Consider the following 19,058-nt stretch of genomic DNA (forward strand, 5'->3'; position numbering starts at 1 on the left):
GCAAGCCGGCGCCTGGCTGTCGAGCCGCAACAGGATCGGCATCGGAGCTGAGACGGGTTGTCTCGCCGTGCGAACCTTGCGCGAAAGCTTGTAAAAGGCCGCGCTTATGCCTAGCTTAGGCGCCCCCCGCCCAACGCTTTAAGGCCTTTACCCATGGTTTTGCGTTTTCGCCCCGTCGTCACTTCACGTTTCGCCCTCGGCCTGTTGCTCAGTGGCGGCATCGGCAGCAGCCTGGCCGCCGAGATCGAGTTGCCGACGGTAAAGGTTCAGGGCCAGGATGAGTCGGGCTACCGCAGTGAAACCGCGTCGGTGGGCGGCTTTGATGAAGCGCCGCTGTTGGACACCCCCGCCTCGATCACCGTGATCAACGCCGCGCTGATCAAGGACCAGCAGGCACGCTTGCTCAGTGAAGTGCTGCGCAACGATGCCTCAGTGGGCGACAGTTATGCGCCTATCGGTTATTACGAGAATTTCGTGGTGCGTGGCTTTTCGCTGAACGCGGCCAGCAGTTACAAGATCAATGGGCGCACCATCACCGGCGAGCAGAACGTCGCGCTGGAAAACAAGCAGCAGGTGGAAGTGCTCAAGGGCCTGGCCGGTTTGCAGAGCGGCATTTCCGAGCCCAGCGGGGTGATCAACTACGTGACCAAACGCCCCCAGGATGTGCGCTCGGTGACGGTGTCCACTGATGATCGTGGCAGTGGTTACATCGCCACCGATGTCGGCGGCTGGTTTGGCAGCGAGCAGCAGTTCGGCCTGCGCGCCAACGTCGCCCATGAAGACCTCAACTCCTATGTGGAACACGCCAACGGCCAGCGCGATTTCGTGTCCCTGGCCTTTGACTGGAACATCAGCCCCGACGCCGTGCTGCAACTGGACGCCGAATACCAGAACAAACAACAGCGCTCGGTACCGGGGTATCAACTGTTGGGCGGCACCGAAGTGCCCCACGGTGCTTCACCGAAGAAGCTGCTGGGGCACCAGACGGGCGGCAAGCAGGTGGGGATTGATTCGCTGAACCTCAACGGCAAGTTCGAGTACCGTTTCAGCGATCAGTGGAAAGGCAGTGTCAGCGCGGCGCGTAGCAAGGTGGTGATTGATGACTACAGCTCGTTTGCCTGGGGTTGCTATGGTTCGGCCAGTTGCAGTGCCGCCAGCGTGCCGAACTACTTCAGCCCCGAAGGCAATTACGACGTCTACGACTACCGCAGCCCGGACGACACTCGCCGCGACGACGAAATCCAGGCGGCCATGACCGGCCTCTTCGACACTGCCGGCATCGGCCATGAACTGACCTTTGGCAGCAGCGCGTTTCGCCGAGTGATCGACAAACGCAAGTCGGTCAACGAATTCATCGGCACCGCCAATATCAACGAAGAGGTGCCGAGCTTTCCCCCGACCGACAAGCCGTTGAACGACAGCCACCGCAACCTCGACAGCCGCCAGTACGGGCTGTTCGTCACCGACCGCATCCGCTTCAACGAGAAATGGCAAACCATCCTCGGCGGCCGTGAAGTGCGCCTGGACGAAAAAGCCTTCGACGGTGTGACCGGCAACCAGACGCGCCACACCCAGCAATACGTGTTCCTGCCCCAGGCCTCGTTGATCTACAAGCCAGTGGACAACGTTTCGCTGTACACCAGCTACAGCAAGGGCCTGTCCCTGGGCGGCACCGCGCCGTGGTTCGCAAACAATGCGGATGAAACACTCGCCCCCACTGTCTCGCGCCAGCTCGAAGCCGGGGTGAAATACGACTGGCGCCGTATCAGCTTCGCCGCCGCCGTGTTCCAGACGCGCCAGGCTTACCAGTACGCCAAACCCGAAGGTGACACGTTCAACTACGTGCAGCAGGGCCAGCAAAAAAACACCGGCATTGAATTGTCCGCCAACGGCTGGGCCACCGACCGTCTGCAGATCGCCACCAGCGTGGCCGCGATCCGAGCGCGGGTGAGCGGCAGCGGCACGCCGGCGTACGAAGGCCATCAGGCGATCAACGTGCCCAAGCTGCGCGCCAGCGTGTACGCCGACTACGCCCTGCCCTGGGTCAACGGCCTGGCGGTATTGGGCGGCGTGCAATACAGCGCCAAGAAGTCCGCCAATCGCACCCGCAATGTGGAAGTGGGCGACTACGCGGTGGTCAACGTCGGTAGCCGCTACACCACCAAGGTCGATGGCTACGAGACCGTGTTTCGCCTGAGCGTCGATAACCTGTTCGACAAGCGCTACTGGCGCGACGCCGGCGAATACATGGGTGATGACTACCTGTTCCAGGGTGCACCGTTGACCGCGCGCCTGAGCGCGTCGGTCAACTTCTGAATAGCCGCGACGTGGCCAGCCACAACGCCGCCAAAGCGCACACCAACAGGCTCCAGCCAAGATCCTGGGACCAGGTCACCAAAGCCAGCCCGCCACCAATCACCAGGTAGTACAGCAAGCCAAACAGGGCGGCGGCGGTGCCAAGGCGGTCACGGTAATCGACCAGGGCCGCCCCCAGCACGTTGGGAATCGCCATGCCGAAGGCCAGCACCACCAACAGCATCGGCCACACCAACAGCCAGCTGTGCTGCAGGGCCAACACCAACAGGCTCCCCACCACGGTCACCGCGGCGGCGACAACCACCAACCGCTCGCCGCTCCACCCATGCTTGAGCAAGGCTTTGTTCAGCCATGCACCCGAGCCGGAGCCCAGCGCCAGCAGCACACCGCTGTAACCAAACTCGGCGGTGGAACGCCCCTGCTGCGCGAAGATAAACGGCCCCACGCTGTAATAGCTGAACAGCGCAATATTGAACGCCGCGACCAACCCGACCGAGCGCCATACTCCGGCATCCTTGAGCATCAGGCCGAGCGTCTGGCCAAGGGCGGCGGTGGGCAGGGATGCCGGACGGGTCTCCGGTAAGGCCCACCAACACCAGCCCCATAACACCCCCGCGAGCATCAGCAACGTGCAGAGCACACCGCGGTAACCGAAAAACTCCACCAGGCTCGCACCGCTGAACAAGCCGATAGCAGGACTGACGGCCAGCGCAACGCCCATCACGGAAAACACCTGGGCCAGTTCGGCACCGTGGAAACGGTCACGCAGCACTGTCTGCGTGACCACCGACCCCACGGCCGCACCCAATGCCGCGCAGGCCTGGGCCAGCAGCAAGGCGTTGAATGTCGTCGCAGTCAAGGCCAGCGCCGAAGCGCCCACATAGACTGCCAGCCCCATCAGCATCACCGGCCGCCGCCCCAAACGATCACTCAACCGGCCCCACACCACCACGCCCAGGGCGAAGGCGAGGAAATACACCGACAAGGTCTGCCCCGCTCGCTCGGGCGCGACATCAAAGGCCCGGCCGATATCGCCCAAGGCCGGGCTGTAAAGGGTCTGGGCCAACTGCGGGAACATCAGCAGGGCCATGGTCAGCGCCAGCAATTTTTTAAACGTCATCACAAGATCCCTCCATAAACACAACGGACGGATTCTAGGGCGCGCCAGCTGGGCTATTATCCAGACTTCGACACTTTATCCATCAAATCGGACAACCCATGGCCTGGCTTGCCGCTACCGCGTCTTTCAACCCCGATGTTTACTCAGCGCCCGTGATCGGCATCGCGGCGGTGTTGGGCAATCACGATTCGGGCCTGCATGTGCACCAGCGCGGGCAACTGCTGTTCACCCAGCAAGGTTGCACGCGCATCACCCTGGACAATCAACTGTGCCTGTTGCCACCTAGCCGCGCAGCCTGGATCCCCAGCGGCCTGCCCCATCGTGCGGTGATGCAGCAGGCGGTGGACTATCGGTCGGTGTATGTGAGTGCGGCCCTGGCCGAGCAATTACCGGCCCAGGTGCGGGTGATCGAAGTGAGTGCCTTGCTCAGGGCAGTGCTGGAGCCCATGGCCCTGGCGCCGTTCGAGACTGATTGGCAGGCGGGTCGCTATGCCCATTTGTTGGGGCTGTGCCTGGATGAAATCCGCCACGCAGCCGCACAACCCATGCTGCTGCCGTTGCCACGGGACAAGCGCCTGGCGCCGCTGCTAGCCCAGCTCGACCGCCTGCCCCCCACGCTGCAGGACCTGGAACAGCACATTGGCGCCAGCACCAAGACCATCGGCCGGATTTTCCTCAAGGAAACCGGCCTGGGGTATCAGCAATGGCGCCAACAGTGGCGTCTGATGCGGGTGATCGAACTGCTCGCCACCGGGCGCAGCCTGGGCTACTGCGCCTTTGAACTGGGCTTTGCCAGCGACAGTGCACTGATCGCCTTTTTCAAAGGCATGACCGGCACCACGCCGCGCAGCTATTTCAAAGCCAACTGAAGGCCTTACTTGGGCATCTTGCGAAAACCCACCGCCAGGCGGTTCCAGCTGTTGATGGTGGCGATGGCGACGCTCAGGTCGACTTGTTCCTGGGGGCTGAATTGGGCGGCCAGTGCGTCGAAGTCTTCATCCGGGGCGTGGGTCTGGCTGAGCAGGGTCAGGCTTTCGGCCCAAGCCAGGGCGGCGCGCTCGCGCGGGGTGAAGAACGGGGTTTCACGCCAGGCCGATACGGTGTACAGGCGTCGCTCGGTTTCGCCGCCCTTGCGTGCATCGGCGGTGTGCATGTCCAGGCAGAACGCGCAGCCGTTGATCTGCGACACGCGCAGGCGCACCAGTTCCAGCAGTGGCAGTTCGATGGAGAGTTTGCCGACTGCCGCTTCCAGGGCGAGCATGGCTTTCATGGCGTCTGGGGAAGCGGTGTAGAAATCGGTACGGGTTTGCATGGTGTTGCTCCAGGACAGTGGGATTGGTGAGCAGGTTAGTCACCCCGGCGTCCTGGAGAAATAGCCAATCCGGGCGAAGAACAGGTGACCAATCTACAGGCCGCGGTTCCTCAGCCACTGGATGAAGCCCTTCTTCACCGGTACCACGGGCGCGTCTTCGGTCAGGGCCTGGGCGGCATGGCGGCGGAAGTCCAGCAGCGCCTTCATGGCTTCGCCGATATCATGCCGGGCGTCGAGGCACGGCTTGAGGTATTCATTTTCGATGCGGTAGAGCGTGCAGTAGGTCTTGGCCGAAAAATCCGCCAGCGCCGCCTGGTCGGAGAGAATGCCGGACTCACCGATCACCTCCCCCGGGCCCATGCGCCCTGCCTCGAACGTGTGCCCGTCCTTGATCAACAGCACCGAGACCACGCCGGACTCGATGATGAACAGGTGATCGCTGACCTCCCCCGCCGCCAGGATCATCTCACCGGCGCGGTAGGTGTGCAGGGTCATGTTCTGGCTGAAGGTGTCTTTTTCTTCCTGGCGCAAGGTGGAGAAGATCGTCGAGCGCTCCAGCAAGGCGCGGGCGCCAGACACCGCAGGCGGCGTGCTGCCTTCGGTGGCGGACAACAGGCCCACGCCCGCCGCCTGCAAATGCCGGTAGGCCAGGTCGTAAAGCTGGTTGCGGGTTTCGCGCTTGAGGCCCATGGCCGGCACAAAGCCGCTGATCTCATACTCCACGCCACTGCCGGTGGACGCCTTGAACGCGACGCTGGGCGCCGGCTGGGCCAGCAACGGCCGGCAGCCCTGCATCGCACGCTCCAGCGCTTCGATCACGGTTTGCGGGCGCGCATGGGGGCTGACTTGCAGGCTGACCGCCAGGCCGAACATGTCCGCCGGACGCGAGAAGTTGATGATCTTGGCCTTGGCCGCCAGGGAGTTGGGGATCACCGCCAGGCTGCCCTGGGAGGTTTGCAGGCGCGTGGCGCGCCAGTCGATATCGGTGACACGGCCTTCGGTGCCGTCGATGGAGATCCAGTCATCGATCTGGTAAGGCTTGGTGGTATTGAGGACGATCCCGGAAAACACATCGCTCAGAGTGCTTTGCAAGGCCAGGCCGACGATGATCGCCACGGCGCCCGAGGTGGCCAGCACGCCCTTGACCGGCAGGTCGAGCACATAGGCCATGGCGGCGATGATCGCAATGAGGAAAATCACCGCGCCCATCAGGTCCTGCAACAAGCGCCCGGTATGGCCGACCCGCTGCATCATCACTGCGCCGAGCAATACCGTGAGGGTACGCGCCGCAAACAGCCACCAGCCGATCTGCAATGCCGTGGCGGCCAGGTGCAAGGTGGTGTCATCGGCATAGGGCGCCGCCTGCATAGGGTTCATGCCGTCGTTGAACAATACGGCACTGAACACCGCAAAGATCACTAGCCGCGCTGCGAGTTTCCAGTTGGCAAGGTTTGGGGAAATAAGGCGCCACACGGCGATGTCGATCAGGATCAACGCCACGGCGCACAGCATCGGGTGATCAGCGATAAATGAGGGCATCCAGGCGACTCCAGGGCGAATGCCGAGAAGATCGCATGAAATCAGAACCCTGGAAACAAAATGTGGGAGCTGGCTTGCCTGCGATGCACACACCGCGGTGTATCAGCTACACCATGATGATGCTATCGCAGGCAAGCCAGCTCCCACAGGGGGTGGCGGTGAACCGTCAGGCGTGCATCTGCCCGAATTTTCCCGACTGGAAGTCGGCAAATGCCTGGTGAATCTCCTGCTCGGTATTCATCACGAACGGACCGTGGCCGACGATGGGCTCGTCGATGGGTTCGCCGCTGAGCAGCAGCACCTTGGCGTCGTCGTTGGACTCCAGGGTCAGTTGCTTACCGTCGCGCTCGAACAGCGCCAATTGCCCCTGGCGTGCGACCTCCTCGCCGTTGATCAACAACGTGCCGCTGAGCACCACCAAAGCGGTGTTACGCCCGGCGTGCAGGTCCAGCGTGACCGCTTTACCGGCGTTGAGGCGCAAGTCCCACACGTCTATCGGCGTGAAGGTGCGGGCCGGGCCTTGAGTACCGGCAAATTCCCCGGCGATCAGGCGCAGGTGGCCAGCGTCGTTCGCCAATGGCAGCACCGGAATGTCACCATCGACGATGGTCTGGTAACCGGCATCCGCCATTTTGTCCTTGGCCGGCAGGTTGACCCACAGTTGCACCATCTCCAGTGCGCCGCCACTACGAGCGAAGTCTTGGGAGTGAAACTCTTCGTGCAGGATCCCTTTGGCTGCGGTCATCCATTGCACATCGCCCGGGCCGATTTTGCCGCCGGCACCGGTAGAATCGCGGTGCTCGACTTCGCCGTTGTAGACGATGGTCACGGTTTCAAAACCGCGATGCGGGTGCTGGCCGACGCCGCGACGTTGTTCAGTCGGGGTGAATTCGGCCGGACCTGCGTGATCCAGCAACAGGAATGGGCTGATGTGCTTGCCCATGGTGTCGTAGGAAAACAGCGTGCGTACCGGAAAGCCATCACCGACCCAGTGGGCGCGGGGGCTGGTGTAGATACCAATCAGCTTTTTCATGGTGTACCTCCAAAGTGAGTACAGCTTAATTCGCCTCACTCCTGAGCACTAGACGGTAAAATTGGCCCTGATCGTTCTATATATAGGACAGCGTTTTAACCTGGCGTTGGCGCAGCAGTTGAAAGGCAACCAGTGCCGACAGTGCAAGCCCGGCCTGGATAATGATCATCGGCGCGGCACTGCCATCGCGTAACTGGCTCAGCAGCAACCCGCTGCACGTGGCGCCGAACATCTGTGCAAATCCCATGAGCCCGGCGGCTAAACCCGCACGGTGCGCATTGGGCATCACGGCCCCGGTAACGGATCCCGGCAGCACCAGGCCGCCGCCGAGCGTGACCAGGGCGATGGGAATATCCAGCCCCACTACCGACAACCCGAACACTAGGTAAATCGCCAGGGCTGCCACCCCGCCCACCGCCACCATCGTCACACCCATCGCCACAATGCGCTGCGGCCCCAGGCGCTGAATGTTACGCCGGGTGTAGGTGGAGCCGACGATCAGCATCGACACAATCAGCCCGAAGTTGAGCCCGTACTCAAGGCTGCTGAACCCCAGCAGATTGATAAACACCGCCGATGAACCCGCGATCACCGCAAACATCGCGCCATAGGTACACACCAGGGCCGCCGCGTAAGCACGGTACTGGCGCCCCTTGAGCAGATCCAGATACTGCCCGCCGAGGGTGCGCCAGTGTGCGGCCCTGGGATCGAGGTGATGATTGCTCTCGCGAAAGAACAGCAGCGCCAGCAATAACACCAGGCTGCCGATCACCAACGCCAGGGCGATGGGCGCACGCCACCCCAGTAATTTGATCAGCAAGCCCCCTGCTATCGGCGCAACGACGATGGCATACAACATGCCGATCATCGTCAGCGCCAGGGCCGGGCCTGCCTCGGCTTTCCACACATCGCGCACCACGGTGCGCGCTAGTACCAGCGCGGCGCACGCGCCCAGGCCTTGCAACACCCGAGCGGCGATAAACTGCTGGATGTCGGTGACCAGCAGCATCGCCAGCGTCGCCACTACGTAGAGCGCCAGGCCCCCGATCAAGACTGGCCGCCGGCCGATGCGATCCGACAGCGGCCCGAACAGTAGCTGCCCCAGGCCAAACGCAGCAACGAACGCCGACAGCGCCATCAGTGCCGAGCCTTGCGGCGCCTGCAGCGCGTGCTCGATGGCACCCAGGCCGGGGATGATCAGTTGCGTCGAGACTTCACCCAATGCGGTGAGGGCAACCAGCAAGAACAGCAAGCTGCGTGAGGGTGCCGGGGCGTTTGCCATGGGGAATATCCGGGGGCTGGATTAATTTATATTTCGACCATAATATGAGCAAAAAATTATGTCCATAATTTTTTGCCCTATGGTCACCCTGGAGTTCGTCATGCCCCCTCTCCCCCTGCGCCTTCTCACGCCCCTGGCTCTGCTGGTGGTCCTCAGTGGTTGTAACAGCAAGGCCGACAGCGCCGCCCAGGCGCCCACATCGCGCCCGGTGCTGGCCGTCAAAGTCGAAGCAGCCGGCACCCAGCAAAGCGCTTATACCGGCGTGGTGGCGGCACGCACTGAAAGTGACCTGGGCTTTCGGGTCAGCGGCAAGGTGATCGAGCGCAAGGTCGACCCCGGCCAGCACGTCTTCCGTGGTGACACCCTGTTGGTGCTGGACATCGGCGACTTCGAACTGGCGCTGCGCTCGGCCAAGAACCGCGTCAACGCCGCCCAGGCCCAACTGCGCCAGCGCCGTGATGATGAAAACCGTTACCAGCGCCTGGCCAGTACCGGCGCGGTGTCGCGGCAGATCTTCGACCAGTCGGCCACCAACCTGCGCGTCGCCCAGGCCGAACTGGCCGCGGCGCAATCGGACGCCAGCCAGATCGAAAACCGCCGCACTTATTCGGTCCTCAAGGCCGATGGCGACGGCATCATCACCGACGTGCTGGCCGATCGCGGCCAAGTGGTGGCCGAAGGGCAAATCGTGGCACGCCTGGCCCATGACGGCGCCCGCGAAGCCATCGTCAACCTGCCGGAAAACCGGCGTGACCTGGCCGCGCAAAAAGCCCTGGCGTTGCCCTTTGGCGCAGCGGACCAGGCCGTGACCGCCACCCTGCGCGAACTGTCCGCCAGCGCCGACCCGGTCACCCGCACCTACCGCGCACGTTATGTGCTGCAGGGTCCGGTCGAGCGGTTCGCCCTCGGCTCCACCATCACCGTACGCCTGCAAGGCAATGGCCAGCCCCTGCAAACCCGCGTGCCGATTGGCGCCTTGCAGGATGCGGGGCAAGGCACGGGCGTCTGGCTGATTGGCGATGACCAAAAGATCAGCTTCGCCCCAGTGAAGGTCGCCAGCCTCGGCCAGGAAGACGCCTTGCTCGACAGCGGCGTAACACCCGGCCAAACCATCGTCGCCCTCGGCGCTCACCTGCTGCACAGCGGCGACACGGTGCGCTTGCTGCCCGCCCAGGCGCTGGCCCTCAACCGTCAGCAGGATCAATGAGTATGCGCGGGATCAACCTCTCCGAACTGGCCGTCAAACACCGCGCCGTCACCTTGTTCTTGCTGATTGCGATCCTCGTCGCCGGGGTCTTCGCGTTCGGCAAGCTGGGGCGCGCCGAAGACCCTTCGTTTACCGTCAAGGTCATGACCATCACCGCCGCCTGGCCCGGCGCCACCGCCCAGGAGATGCAGGAGCAAGTGGCCGACCGCCTGGAAAAACGCCTACAGGAACTGGACTACTACGACCGCGTCGAGACCATCGCCCAGCCAGGCTTTGTGTCGATGCGCATGACCTTCCTGGAGTCCACACGCCCGAGCGAAATCCAGGAACTGTTCTACCAGACCCGCAAAAAACTCAGCGACGAAGCCACGCGCCTGCCCAAGGGCGTGATCGGGCCGTTTTTCAACGATGAATATTCCGACGTGTACTTTGCGTTGTACGCCCTGGAAGCCGAACACCTGCCCCATCGCCAACAAGTGCAAATGGCCGAGGAGCTGCGCCAGGGTTTGCTCAACCTGCCAGGGGTGAAAAAGGTCAATATCCTTGGCGAACAGGCCCAACGCGTGTTTGTGGAGTTTTCCTATGAGCGCCTGGCAACCCTGGGCATCAAGCCCGAACAGATCTTCGCCGCCCTCGCCGCACCAAACGCCGTGGCGCCCTCAGGCTTCGTCGAAACGGCGGGCGCCCGCGCTTATATCCGCATCGACGGCGCGTTCGACAGCCTGGCCTTGATCGAGAACGTGCCCCTGCAAGTCAATGGCCGCGTATTGCGCATCGCCGATGTGGCCACCGTGAGCCGCGGTTATGAAGACCCGCCCAGTTATCGCATCCGCCATCAGGGCGACCCGGCGTTGATGCTGGGCGTGATCATGGAGAAGCACTGGAACGGCCTGGAATTGGACAAGAGCCTGCAAGCCGAAGAAGCGCGGATTCAGGCCGACCTGCCCCTGGGCGTGAACTTCGCCAAGGTCTCCGACCAGGCGAAAAACATCAGCCTGGCAGTCAATGAATTCATGCTCAAATTCTTCGTCGCCCTGGCGGTGGTGATGCTGATCAGCCTATTGGCCCTGGGCTTTCGCGTGGGGCTGGTGGTGGCGGCGGCCGTGCCGCTGACGCTGTCGATCGTGTTCGTGATCATGCTGGTCACGGGCCGCGAATTCGACCGCGTGACCCTCGGGGCATTGATCATCTCCCTGGGCCTGTTGGTGGACGACGCGATCATTGCCATCGAGATGATGGTGGTCAAACTCGAAGAAGGCTTTGACCGCATCCACGCGGCCACCTACGCCTGGAGCTCCACGGCGGCGCCGATGCTGACCGGCACCCTGGTCACCATCATCGGCTTTCTGCCGGTTGGGTTTGCGCGCTCCGGGGCGGGTGAATACGCTGGCAATATCTTCTGGATCGTGGGTTTCGCGCTGATTTCATCCTGGCTGGTGGCCGTGGTGTTCACGCCCTACCTGGGCGTGAAGTTGTTGCCGCAGATCAAGCCAGTGCCCGGCGGGCATGATGCGATTTATGCCGGGCGCTACTACCAGAAACTGCGCAGCCTGGTGGAGGCTTGCGTGCGCGGGCGCTGGCTGGTGACCGGGCTGGTGGTGGCCGCGTTCGTGGTGTGCGGCCTGGGTATGGCGGTGGTGAAGAAACAGTTCTTCCCGGACTCCGACCGCTCGGAACTGATTCTGGAAGTGTATATGCCACCCGGCAGCGCCTTCAAAAGCACCGAAGCCGTGGCGGCGCAGGTGGAGAAGGCGCTGTTGCAAGAGCCGCAGACCAGTATGGTCGACACCTATGTGGGGGGCGGTGCACCGCGGTTTTTCCTGTCGTTGAACCCTGAAATGCCCGACCCGGCGTTTGCCAAATTGATTGTGCAAACCCCGGATTCCCACGCCCGCGACGCACTGAAACTGCGGATGCGCGAGCGCATTGCAGCAGGCGAATTTTCGTCGGCGCGGGTACGGGTCACGCAGCTCGTCTTCGGACCGCCGGTGCCGTTCCCGGTGGTGTTCCGCGTCTCCGGGCCGGACCTGAATGTGCTGCGCGGGCTGTCGGAAGACGTGCGTCAGGTTGTGGCTGGCAACACGCTGACCAGGGACACCTTCCTCGAATGGGGCGAACGCGCCAGCGGTTATCGCCTGGTGCTGGACCAGGATCGCTTGCGCTTGCTGGGTTTTACCCCCGACGAGGTCAAGTCCCAACTCAACGCCCTGCTCAGCGGCAACCCGATCACCGAAGTGCGCGAAGGCAACCGCACCGTCTCAGTGGTGGCCCGCGCCCAAGGCAGCCAACGCGAAGACCTGGCCAACCTCAACAACATGACGCTGACCAACAGCGCCGGTACGTCGGTGCCGCTGGCCCAGGTCGGGCATTTCCAGGCGGTAATGGAAGAGCCGATCCTCAAGCGCCGCGACCGCGCCACCACCGTGGAAGTGCGCGCCGACATCATCGACGGCGTACAACCGCCCGATGTGGAAATGGCCGTGTACAAAGACCTGCAGCCACTGATCGCCAAACTGCCCAGCGGGTACAAAATCGACATCGGCGGCCCGGTTGAGGAAAGCGCCAAGGCCAACGTCGCCCTGGCGGCGCTGTTCCCGATCATGATCCTGCTGACCCTCACGGTGATCATGTTCCAGGTGCGCTCGTTCGGCGTGATGTTCATGGTGTTCGCTACCGCGCCTTTGGGCCTGATTGGCGCAGTGCCGACCTTGTTGCTGTTCAACCAGCCGTTCGGCTTCAACGCAATTCTCGGGCTGATCGGCATCGGCGGCATCCTGATGCGCAACACGCTGATCTTCACCGACCAGATCCGCCAGAACCAGGATCACGGCATGGCGATTCGCGAGGCCATTATCGAAGCCACGGTGCGGCGTGCGCGGCCGGTGATCCTTACCGCACTGGCGGCGGCGTTGGCGTTTATTCCACTGACACTGTCGGTGTTCTGGTCGTCGCTGGCCTATGTGCTGATTGGCGGCGTATTGGTGGGCACGGTGTTGACGCTGTTGTTTTTGCCCGCACTGTGCAGTCTGGTGCTGCGCGATAAGGTTACTGAAACGTCCCACGTAACTGCCGGATAAGCTCTACTCCCCTCCCCTGTAAACCTCTGCAAAGTCCCTCGCCTGATCAAACAGTGCGAGGGATTGCAGATGGTGGTGTTCGTTAGAGCCCTGATGAATGGGGCTGTCTCTTGATCTCGGTGCTGGCCAACCTGATGCTGGTGCCGATGGATCCCGAAGCGCCGAAGGTTGAGCGCGTATTCGCGGATTTGCGCACCTGCCTGAATACCTTTGATACGTGGGCCGACAGCTTTTTAAGTGGTTCGGCACTTAGCGTGGAGCAGGTGTTCAAGGTTGGGGAAGACGTCGCACTGGTCGCGCCGATCTCTTCCGACAAGCCCAGCCGCACGGTCGCTCAATGCAAAGCCCAGGGCGGGCTGACGCTGGTGCATCTGTTCGAAAGCACGCAGTTCGTGCCTATCGGCAACACGCCCGTGAGGCTGCAAGCCGTTGCACAGGACGGCAGCCCGCTAGGCGCGCCACTGCATCGGACCATTGGCCCCAGCGGCATTCTTGAAGTCAGCGACTGTAGCCGCGACCAACAGTACGAAATCACCTTTTACCCCACTGTTTCCAAGGCTCACGTCCAGGCGCTGTATGCGTCCTATGAGTCTGTGATCGCCGGGCTGGAAGCGGATTTGCGCACGGCATGGGCCGAGCACTTCAAGCCTCGATGGGCAGACTTTGCCAAAGCGCCAGCCTACAAGCGTAGCGGCATTCAGGGCATTGCCTTTGCGACCGGGCTGGGCAAGGCGCTTTACAACCTGTGGGACAACATCACCGAGCTGTACGACCTGCTCGCCAACCTCAAGTCCAACAGCGAAACGTTGCTGAAATACCTGTCCCAGGCCGAGCTGGATGCACTGCTCAAGCTGGGCAAAGACACGCTGGCCAAGGGGTTGCTGGTACTCAGTGATGAGCCGCTGTTGTTTATCTACCTGTCGGCGCTGGTGGCCTGGGTACGCATGCTGCCGCCACCCGACATGTACGAACTGCTGGGTGAAATCACCGGCGAAGTGTTGATCAATCTGCTGCTGATCTGGGCCACGCGGGGTATTGGGGTACAGCTGCGCCTGGGTGCTCAGGTGCTTAGTGGCGTCAAGTCCGGGCGGGCGCGGGCGTTGTTGGAGTTGCTGGCCAAGCAGGTGGCGGGGCCTCGGTTGGAAACCCATGTCGAGGCCGCCAAGCCGGTGTTGCTGAGCAGTGCGGCGACGCCGATTAAGACGGTGCCGGCTGTGCCGTTGAAGGCGGGCGATACGCTGGTTTCGAACCCGATGCCGATGGTGCGCGGCAAGACCCAGCGCACGACGTTGGTCCGTCAGGAGCCTGTCGATGATGTGCCAACTGTGGCGTCGAATCCGAAGGGCGATGCGGCGGCGCCTGCGGATAAAACAGTCACTCACGGCTGCCCGGTGTCGATGGTCACCGGCGAGGAATTGCTCACCCTCACCGACGGCGCGCTGGACGGGATTTTGCCGTTTGAGTGGACACGGCTGTATCGCACTAGCGCGGTGGAGGTCGATTGTGGGCTGGGGTTGGGTTGGAGCCATGCGCTGGCTCATCGGCTGGTGGTGTCGGGCGATTCGGTGGTGTGGACCGATCATGAGAACCGCCATACGCAGTTTCCATTGCCCAGCGACTCTCGACCCGCAATCACCAATAGCCTGGCGGAAGCAGCGATCTATTTGGGTTCGGCGCCTGACGAGTTGGTGCTGGCCCAGGCCTCGCGTTTTTATCACTTTCGCGACGGTGTGCTGGTCTCGATCAGCGATGCGTATGACAACCGGCTGCGCCTTTGCCGGGATCGTTCAGGGCGGATTGAGCGGCTGGATAACGGCGCCGGTCGTTCGTTGCTGCTGCGTTATGAGTTGGGTCGCATCGTCGCGGTGGACTATCAGGTGCATCGCGCCAAAGGGCGTGAGCCCTACGTGTGGGAGACCGAGCAGAACCTTGTTTCCTACGCCTATGACGAACACGGACGACTGGTCTGCGCGACCAATGCTGTCGGGGAAAGCGAGCGTTATCGCTACGACGATCAGCACGTCATTCTTGAGCGGCAGTTGGCCGGTGGGGCGAGTTTCTTCTGGGCGTGGGAACGGTCTGGCAAGGCGGCGCGTTGCGTCCGGCATTGGGCGAGCTTCTCGCAGATGGACACGCGTTATGCCTGGGGCGATGACGACCACGTCACCGTGCATAACGCCGATGGTAGCCAGGAAGTCTATGTCCATGACGACCGGGCGCGCTTGGTGCAGCGCATCGATCCGGATGGCGCTCAGCATTACAAATCCTACGATGCCAAGGGCCGGCTGACCGTCGAGCAAGACCCGATGGGCGCGGTGACGGCCTATCAATATGACGACGCCGGACGCATGGTGGCGCTGTTTCCGGGGGATGATGAGCCGACTTCCTACGAACATGACAACGGTTTTGTTCGGGTTGTCAGGCGTGGGGAGGCGGTCTGGAAATATGAGCGCAATGTTCAGGGCGATGTCATCCGCAAGATTGACCCGGATGGCAATTCGACTGACTACAGCTATGACAAACATGGGCAATTAGTTGGGGTTTGGTATCCCGACAGCAGTTGCCAGCGGCTGGTGTGGAACGAACGCGGGCAACTGCTTGAGGAGCAATTGCCCAATGGTGGGCTCAAGCGTTATCGCTATGACGATCTGGGGCGGCAAGTTGCCTGTGAGGATGAGCATGGTGCGCTGACGCAATATCACTGGGACTGCGTCGGCAGGTTGATTCGTCTTGTATTGCCAGGAGGTAATTGTAGGGAATTCAGCTACAACCCCTACGGCAAAATCATCGCCGAACGCGACGAACTCGGTCACGTCACCGGCTACGAATACGCAGACGGCCTGCACCTGATCAGCCGCCGGCTCAACGCCGACGGCACCCAAGTCAAGTACCGCTACGACAACGCCCGGCTGCTGCTCACCGAGATCGAAAACGAAGCCGGCGAAACCTACCAACTCGACTATCACCCCAACGGCCTGATCCGCCAGGAAACCGGCTTCGACGGCCAGCGCACCGTCTACGCCTACGACCTCAACGGCAACCTGCTGGAAAAGACCGAATACGGCGACGATGACAGTCAGCTCATTACCCGCTACCAGCGCGACCACGCCGGGCGTCTCGTCCGAAAAACCCTGCCCGACAGCGCCGTTGTCGACTATGCCTACGACCGCCAAGGCAACCTCCTCAGCGTCGAAGACGGCCACTGGGCGTTGGCCTACGAATACGACCGCCAAAACCGCCTCACCGCCGAACACCAGGGATGGGGCACCCTGCGCTACGGCTACGACGCTTGCGGCCAGCTGAAAAACCTGTGCCTGCCAGACAACAACCGCGTCACCTTCAACCACGACAAAGGCGGCCACCTCGCCACGGTCGAACTCAACGGTGAAGTACTCACCTCACATCTGTTCAAGAGCGGCCGCGAACACCAGCGCCAGCAAGGCCAACTGCTCAGCCACTACCACTACGACGACCAGAGCCGCCTACACGCCCATGCGGTAACCCAACAGCAAAACCATTTTTACCAACGCCAGTACGACTACGACAAATCCGGCAACCTCACCCGCCTGCTCGACACCCGCAAAGGCGAACACCGCTACCACTACGACCCCCTCGCCCGCCTGACGCGCGCCGACCACTCCCAAGACGTACAGGAACGCTTCGGCCACAACCCCGCTGGCAACCTGCTGATGCAAGACCGCCCCGGCCCGGACATCGTTGCGGCCAACCGCCTGATGATCCAGGGCGACCGTCATTACGACTACGACGCCTTCGGCAACCTCATCCGCGAACGACGCGGCAAGGGCCAGCAACTTGTCACTGAGTACCGCTACGACTGCCAGCATCGGTTAGTCGGGGTTACAACGCCCAACGGCCAAACCGCCAGCTATCGCTATGACCCGTTTGGACGCCGCATCAGCAAAACCGTGGGCGACAAAACCACCGAGTTTTTCTGGCAAGGCGACAAGCTGATTGCCGAACACCATGCAGAGCGCCATCGCAGCTACCTCTACGAGCCCGGCAGCTTCCGCCCATTGGCACTGTTGGACGGTTTCGGCCCAAAAGAAACCAAGCCCTACCACTACCAACTCGACCACCTCGGCACCCCGCAAGAACTGACCAGCCCCGAAGGCGAAATCGTCTGGTCCGCCCACTACCGCGCCTACGGCCAGATCGCCCGGCTCGACGTGGGCAAAATCGACAACCCACTGCGGTTTCAAGGGCAGTATTTCGATGCGGAAAGCGGGCTGCATTACAACCGCCATCGCTACTACTATCCAGATATTGGTCGCTACCTGACGCCAGATCCGGTGAAGTTGGCGGGAGGGATCAATGGGTACCGGTATGTGCCCAATCCGACGGGATGGGTAGATCCCTTAGGGCTGAGCTGTAAGGTTGGAATTTGTCCTGGCTCAAAAATCGACGCTCCAGCAAAAAAAATACCCAGCGGCGTACTAGACGGGCATGAAAAAGCAGGCGGACATCTGATTAAGAAGCACGTAGAGCGGACTGACTATCAATTGGTAGAAAGGCTTGAGGTGGAGCCACATATACCTGCAGCGTCTACGTTCAAAACTTTAGAAGACGCAGAAGCACTTGTATCCAAAAGCTTGGCTTCGCACAGTCAGGAAATATCCAAATTCCTACAAGGAACGAAGGACAAGCATATTATCAGAGAGCATTCGAGCCAACCCGTAGGGTTGAGCGTTATAAGAGGCACCACAGAATCCATACCTGTTTATAAGTTTATGCTAGTTTTAATTCGAAAACCAAAAATGCCAGACGGCTACCTTTTACTGACAGGATACCCAATAGAAAAATGAACAACCAACTAACTGAACTTCAGCAATTCTTTGGAGCTTACTTCCATCAAGACTGGGTAGATGAGCACGCCACAGCTGACGAGGTCATTGATGCTTTTCTACTAGTCTCATCTACGGATGTAATCATCACCGTAAAAGAAGAAATTCTAGAACTGCTCAAATACTATACAAACGAATCAAATCTTTTGGAGAACCTGCTACACAAACAGTATTGCTATTATTATTATCCGCACGAGTGGGCATCAGGGCCGCTTTGGCTGAGCCACATCGTAAGAAAAATTGAGAACCACTTACTCCTCAAACAATAATCGATCGCCCCCCCTAAACAAATCAGCACCGCCACTAAAGGAAAAATCCTATGCAGTTAAGTACGCAGTTTAAAAGTCATCGAGCGCAACTCGCTGTACTAAATGAGGTAACCACCAGAGCAGAACGCAACCTACCACCTTTTACCGGGGAAGATTACTACGGCAACCCAGTTGTCCGAATCGAAATGCAGGGTTGCGGAAGAGGATACATACCAAACCCTTCTGACCGAAACAATCCAATACTTGATGAAAACATGGATGCAGCGATCGCAAAATTTGATCGCGAAACCAAAGAACTTTATACCGTATTCCCTGTGGGTAATGACCAATGCTGAAACACCCTTTTCTAGATATCCCGTACGCACCGAAACTTCGGCACTTACTCAGCCCGTTCGATATTTATGATCGCGAAGAGACTTTAGGTGAAGAGTTTGCACGTTACGACATCAACCTTGACACAGACAGAAGACGACTGATCAAAAAATACATAATTGAGAAATCTTCAGATCTAAGCTATCGACATCGCAAGGTTTTATGCGACAAATTGGGGGCTGCACTTAGCGACGAAACCTTTGATTTTTCGCACTTATTGAGACAGGCTCCCGGCTATTATTGCACCCTGCCGTGGGGATGGAGTGAAATGGACAATCCAAAAGGTTTTTTCGAAGAAATTTATAGATTAACTAATGAATGGTGGAAAGAAGACCTCCAAAAAGCCAGCCTCGAAGACCCTGCCACATGGTGACTTCCACATTGAATACACCGAGTACTCAATGTGGGACGGGGCAAGCCCTAATGCCAATCAGTCAAGCGAACACAACGCTCAAATCAACAAATACCAAATGTGGGAGCTGGCTTGCCTGCGAAAGCGGTACTGCAGTAACACATGCAGCGACTGACGCGCCGCCTTCGCGGGCAAGCCCGCTCCCACAGGGGGATCTGCGCTTACCTGGAACTCCTCCCACATTCAAACCCGCTTCGCTTTGCAATTCAATGATCTGTATGGAGAAGTTTATAGGTGAAGGGTATAAAAGGGATAAA

At 60.6% G+C, this 19,058-nt stretch carries 13 protein-coding genes; 8 read left to right on the forward strand and 5 right to left on the reverse strand.

What is annotated here, in order from left to right:
- Window positions 1-153 precede the first annotated feature (153 nt).
- Window positions 154-2,316: a TonB-dependent siderophore receptor gene (locus tag MHH62_RS05220; protein ID WP_339232605.1), complete on the forward strand. Its 2,163-nt coding sequence runs from the start codon at window positions 154-156 to the stop codon at window positions 2,314-2,316.
- Here MHH62_RS05220 and MHH62_RS05225 read toward each other — a convergent pair.
- Window positions 2,306-3,436, reverse strand: a complete 1,131-nt coding sequence (locus tag MHH62_RS05225) for an MFS transporter (protein WP_122299251.1) — start codon at window positions 3,434-3,436, stop codon at window positions 2,306-2,308. The genes MHH62_RS05220 and MHH62_RS05225 overlap by 11 nt on opposite strands.
- A gap of 98 nt (window positions 3,437-3,534) precedes the next feature.
- Here MHH62_RS05225 and MHH62_RS05230 point away from each other — a divergent pair, with 98 nt between their 5' ends.
- Complete coding sequence (locus MHH62_RS05230; RefSeq protein ID WP_038449861.1) at window positions 3,535-4,305, forward strand: helix-turn-helix transcriptional regulator; 771 nt, start codon at window positions 3,535-3,537, stop codon at window positions 4,303-4,305.
- A gap of 5 nt (window positions 4,306-4,310) precedes the next feature.
- Here MHH62_RS05230 and MHH62_RS05235 read toward each other — a convergent pair whose 3' ends face one another.
- The 4 genes from MHH62_RS05235 to MHH62_RS05250 form a co-directional block, all read right to left on the reverse strand.
- The gene (locus MHH62_RS05235) at window positions 4,311-4,748 is read right to left on the reverse strand and encodes a carboxymuconolactone decarboxylase family protein (protein WP_003190655.1); all 438 of its coding nucleotides are present in this window, start codon (window positions 4,746-4,748) and stop codon (window positions 4,311-4,313) included.
- Between the two features lie 93 nt (window positions 4,749-4,841).
- A complete protein-coding gene (locus MHH62_RS05240; RefSeq protein ID WP_014718127.1) occupies window positions 4,842-6,287 on the reverse strand; it encodes a mechanosensitive ion channel family protein in 1,446 nt (481 codons plus the stop codon).
- A 166-nt stretch (window positions 6,288-6,453) separates the two neighbouring features.
- Entirely contained in the window at window positions 6,454-7,320 is an 867-nt protein-coding gene (locus tag MHH62_RS05245) for a pirin family protein (protein ID WP_020301850.1), read from the reverse strand.
- A gap of 76 nt (window positions 7,321-7,396) precedes the next feature.
- Window positions 7,397-8,602, reverse strand: coding sequence for a multidrug effflux MFS transporter (locus MHH62_RS05250; protein ID WP_339232606.1), 1,206 nt, complete (start codon window positions 8,600-8,602; stop codon window positions 7,397-7,399).
- A 100-nt stretch (window positions 8,603-8,702) separates the two neighbouring features.
- On the opposite strand from MHH62_RS05250, the gene MHH62_RS05255 reads away from it, so the two are divergent.
- The 6 genes from MHH62_RS05255 (at window position 8,703) to MHH62_RS05280 (ending at window position 18,762) form a co-directional block, all read left to right on the forward strand.
- The gene (locus tag MHH62_RS05255; protein ID WP_236466396.1) at window positions 8,703-9,809 is read left to right on the forward strand and encodes an efflux RND transporter periplasmic adaptor subunit; all 1,107 of its coding nucleotides are present in this window, start codon (window positions 8,703-8,705) and stop codon (window positions 9,807-9,809) included.
- 2 nt (window positions 9,810-9,811) lie between these two features.
- Window positions 9,812-12,886 (forward strand): efflux RND transporter permease subunit, encoded by a 3,075-nt coding sequence (locus MHH62_RS05260; RefSeq protein WP_339232607.1) that lies wholly within the window; start codon window positions 9,812-9,814, stop codon window positions 12,884-12,886.
- Window positions 12,887-13,032: 146 nt separating this feature from the next.
- A complete protein-coding gene (locus MHH62_RS05265; protein WP_339233025.1) occupies window positions 13,033-17,709 on the forward strand; it encodes an RHS repeat protein in 4,677 nt (1,558 codons plus the stop codon).
- The gene (locus MHH62_RS05270) at window positions 17,706-18,017 is read left to right on the forward strand and encodes a contact-dependent growth inhibition system immunity protein (protein WP_014718121.1); all 312 of its coding nucleotides are present in this window, start codon (window positions 17,706-17,708) and stop codon (window positions 18,015-18,017) included. The genes MHH62_RS05265 and MHH62_RS05270 overlap by 4 nt, the downstream gene beginning before the upstream one ends.
- A 50-nt stretch (window positions 18,018-18,067) precedes the next feature.
- Complete coding sequence (locus tag MHH62_RS05275) at window positions 18,068-18,352, forward strand: hypothetical protein (RefSeq protein ID WP_074059145.1); 285 nt, start codon at window positions 18,068-18,070, stop codon at window positions 18,350-18,352.
- The gene (locus MHH62_RS05280; protein WP_019819573.1) at window positions 18,346-18,762 is read left to right on the forward strand and encodes a hypothetical protein; all 417 of its coding nucleotides are present in this window, start codon (window positions 18,346-18,348) and stop codon (window positions 18,760-18,762) included. Before MHH62_RS05275 ends, MHH62_RS05280 begins: the two co-directional genes overlap by 7 nt.
- Window positions 18,763-19,058: the final 296 nt, after the last annotated feature.

This window comes from Pseudomonas sp. FSL L8-0168 (assembly GCF_037976155.1).
In the GTDB taxonomy this organism is placed as follows: domain Bacteria; phylum Pseudomonadota; class Gammaproteobacteria; order Pseudomonadales; family Pseudomonadaceae; genus Aquipseudomonas; species Aquipseudomonas paracarnis.

Bases quoted from the DNA above. Each gene is read 5' to 3' on its own strand.
- MHH62_RS05220 (WP_339232605.1), top strand. From the start codon at position 154: ATGGTTTTGCGTTTTCGCCCCGTCGTCACTTCACGTTTCGCCCTCGGC.
- MHH62_RS05225 (WP_122299251.1), bottom strand. From the start codon at position 3,436: ATGACGTTTAAAAAATTGCTGGCGCTGACCATGGCCCTGCTGATGTTC.
- MHH62_RS05230 (WP_038449861.1), top strand. From the start codon at position 3,535: ATGGCCTGGCTTGCCGCTACCGCGTCTTTCAACCCCGATGTTTACTCA.
- MHH62_RS05235 (WP_003190655.1), bottom strand. From the start codon at position 4,748: ATGCAAACCCGTACCGATTTCTACACCGCTTCCCCAGACGCCATGAAA.
- MHH62_RS05240 (WP_014718127.1), bottom strand. From the start codon at position 6,287: ATGCCCTCATTTATCGCTGATCACCCGATGCTGTGCGCCGTGGCGTTG.
- MHH62_RS05245 (WP_020301850.1), bottom strand. From the start codon at position 7,320: ATGAAAAAGCTGATTGGTATCTACACCAGCCCCCGCGCCCACTGGGTC.
- MHH62_RS05250 (WP_339232606.1), bottom strand. From the start codon at position 8,602: ATGGCAAACGCCCCGGCACCCTCACGCAGCTTGCTGTTCTTGCTGGTT.
- MHH62_RS05255 (WP_236466396.1), top strand. From the start codon at position 8,703: ATGCCCCCTCTCCCCCTGCGCCTTCTCACGCCCCTGGCTCTGCTGGTG.
- MHH62_RS05260 (WP_339232607.1), top strand. From the start codon at position 9,812: ATGCGCGGGATCAACCTCTCCGAACTGGCCGTCAAACACCGCGCCGTC.
- MHH62_RS05265 (WP_339233025.1), top strand. From the start codon at position 13,033: ATGGATCCCGAAGCGCCGAAGGTTGAGCGCGTATTCGCGGATTTGCGC.
- MHH62_RS05270 (WP_014718121.1), top strand. From the start codon at position 17,706: ATGAACAACCAACTAACTGAACTTCAGCAATTCTTTGGAGCTTACTTC.
- MHH62_RS05275 (WP_074059145.1), top strand. From the start codon at position 18,068: ATGCAGTTAAGTACGCAGTTTAAAAGTCATCGAGCGCAACTCGCTGTA.
- MHH62_RS05280 (WP_019819573.1), top strand. From the start codon at position 18,346: ATGCTGAAACACCCTTTTCTAGATATCCCGTACGCACCGAAACTTCGG.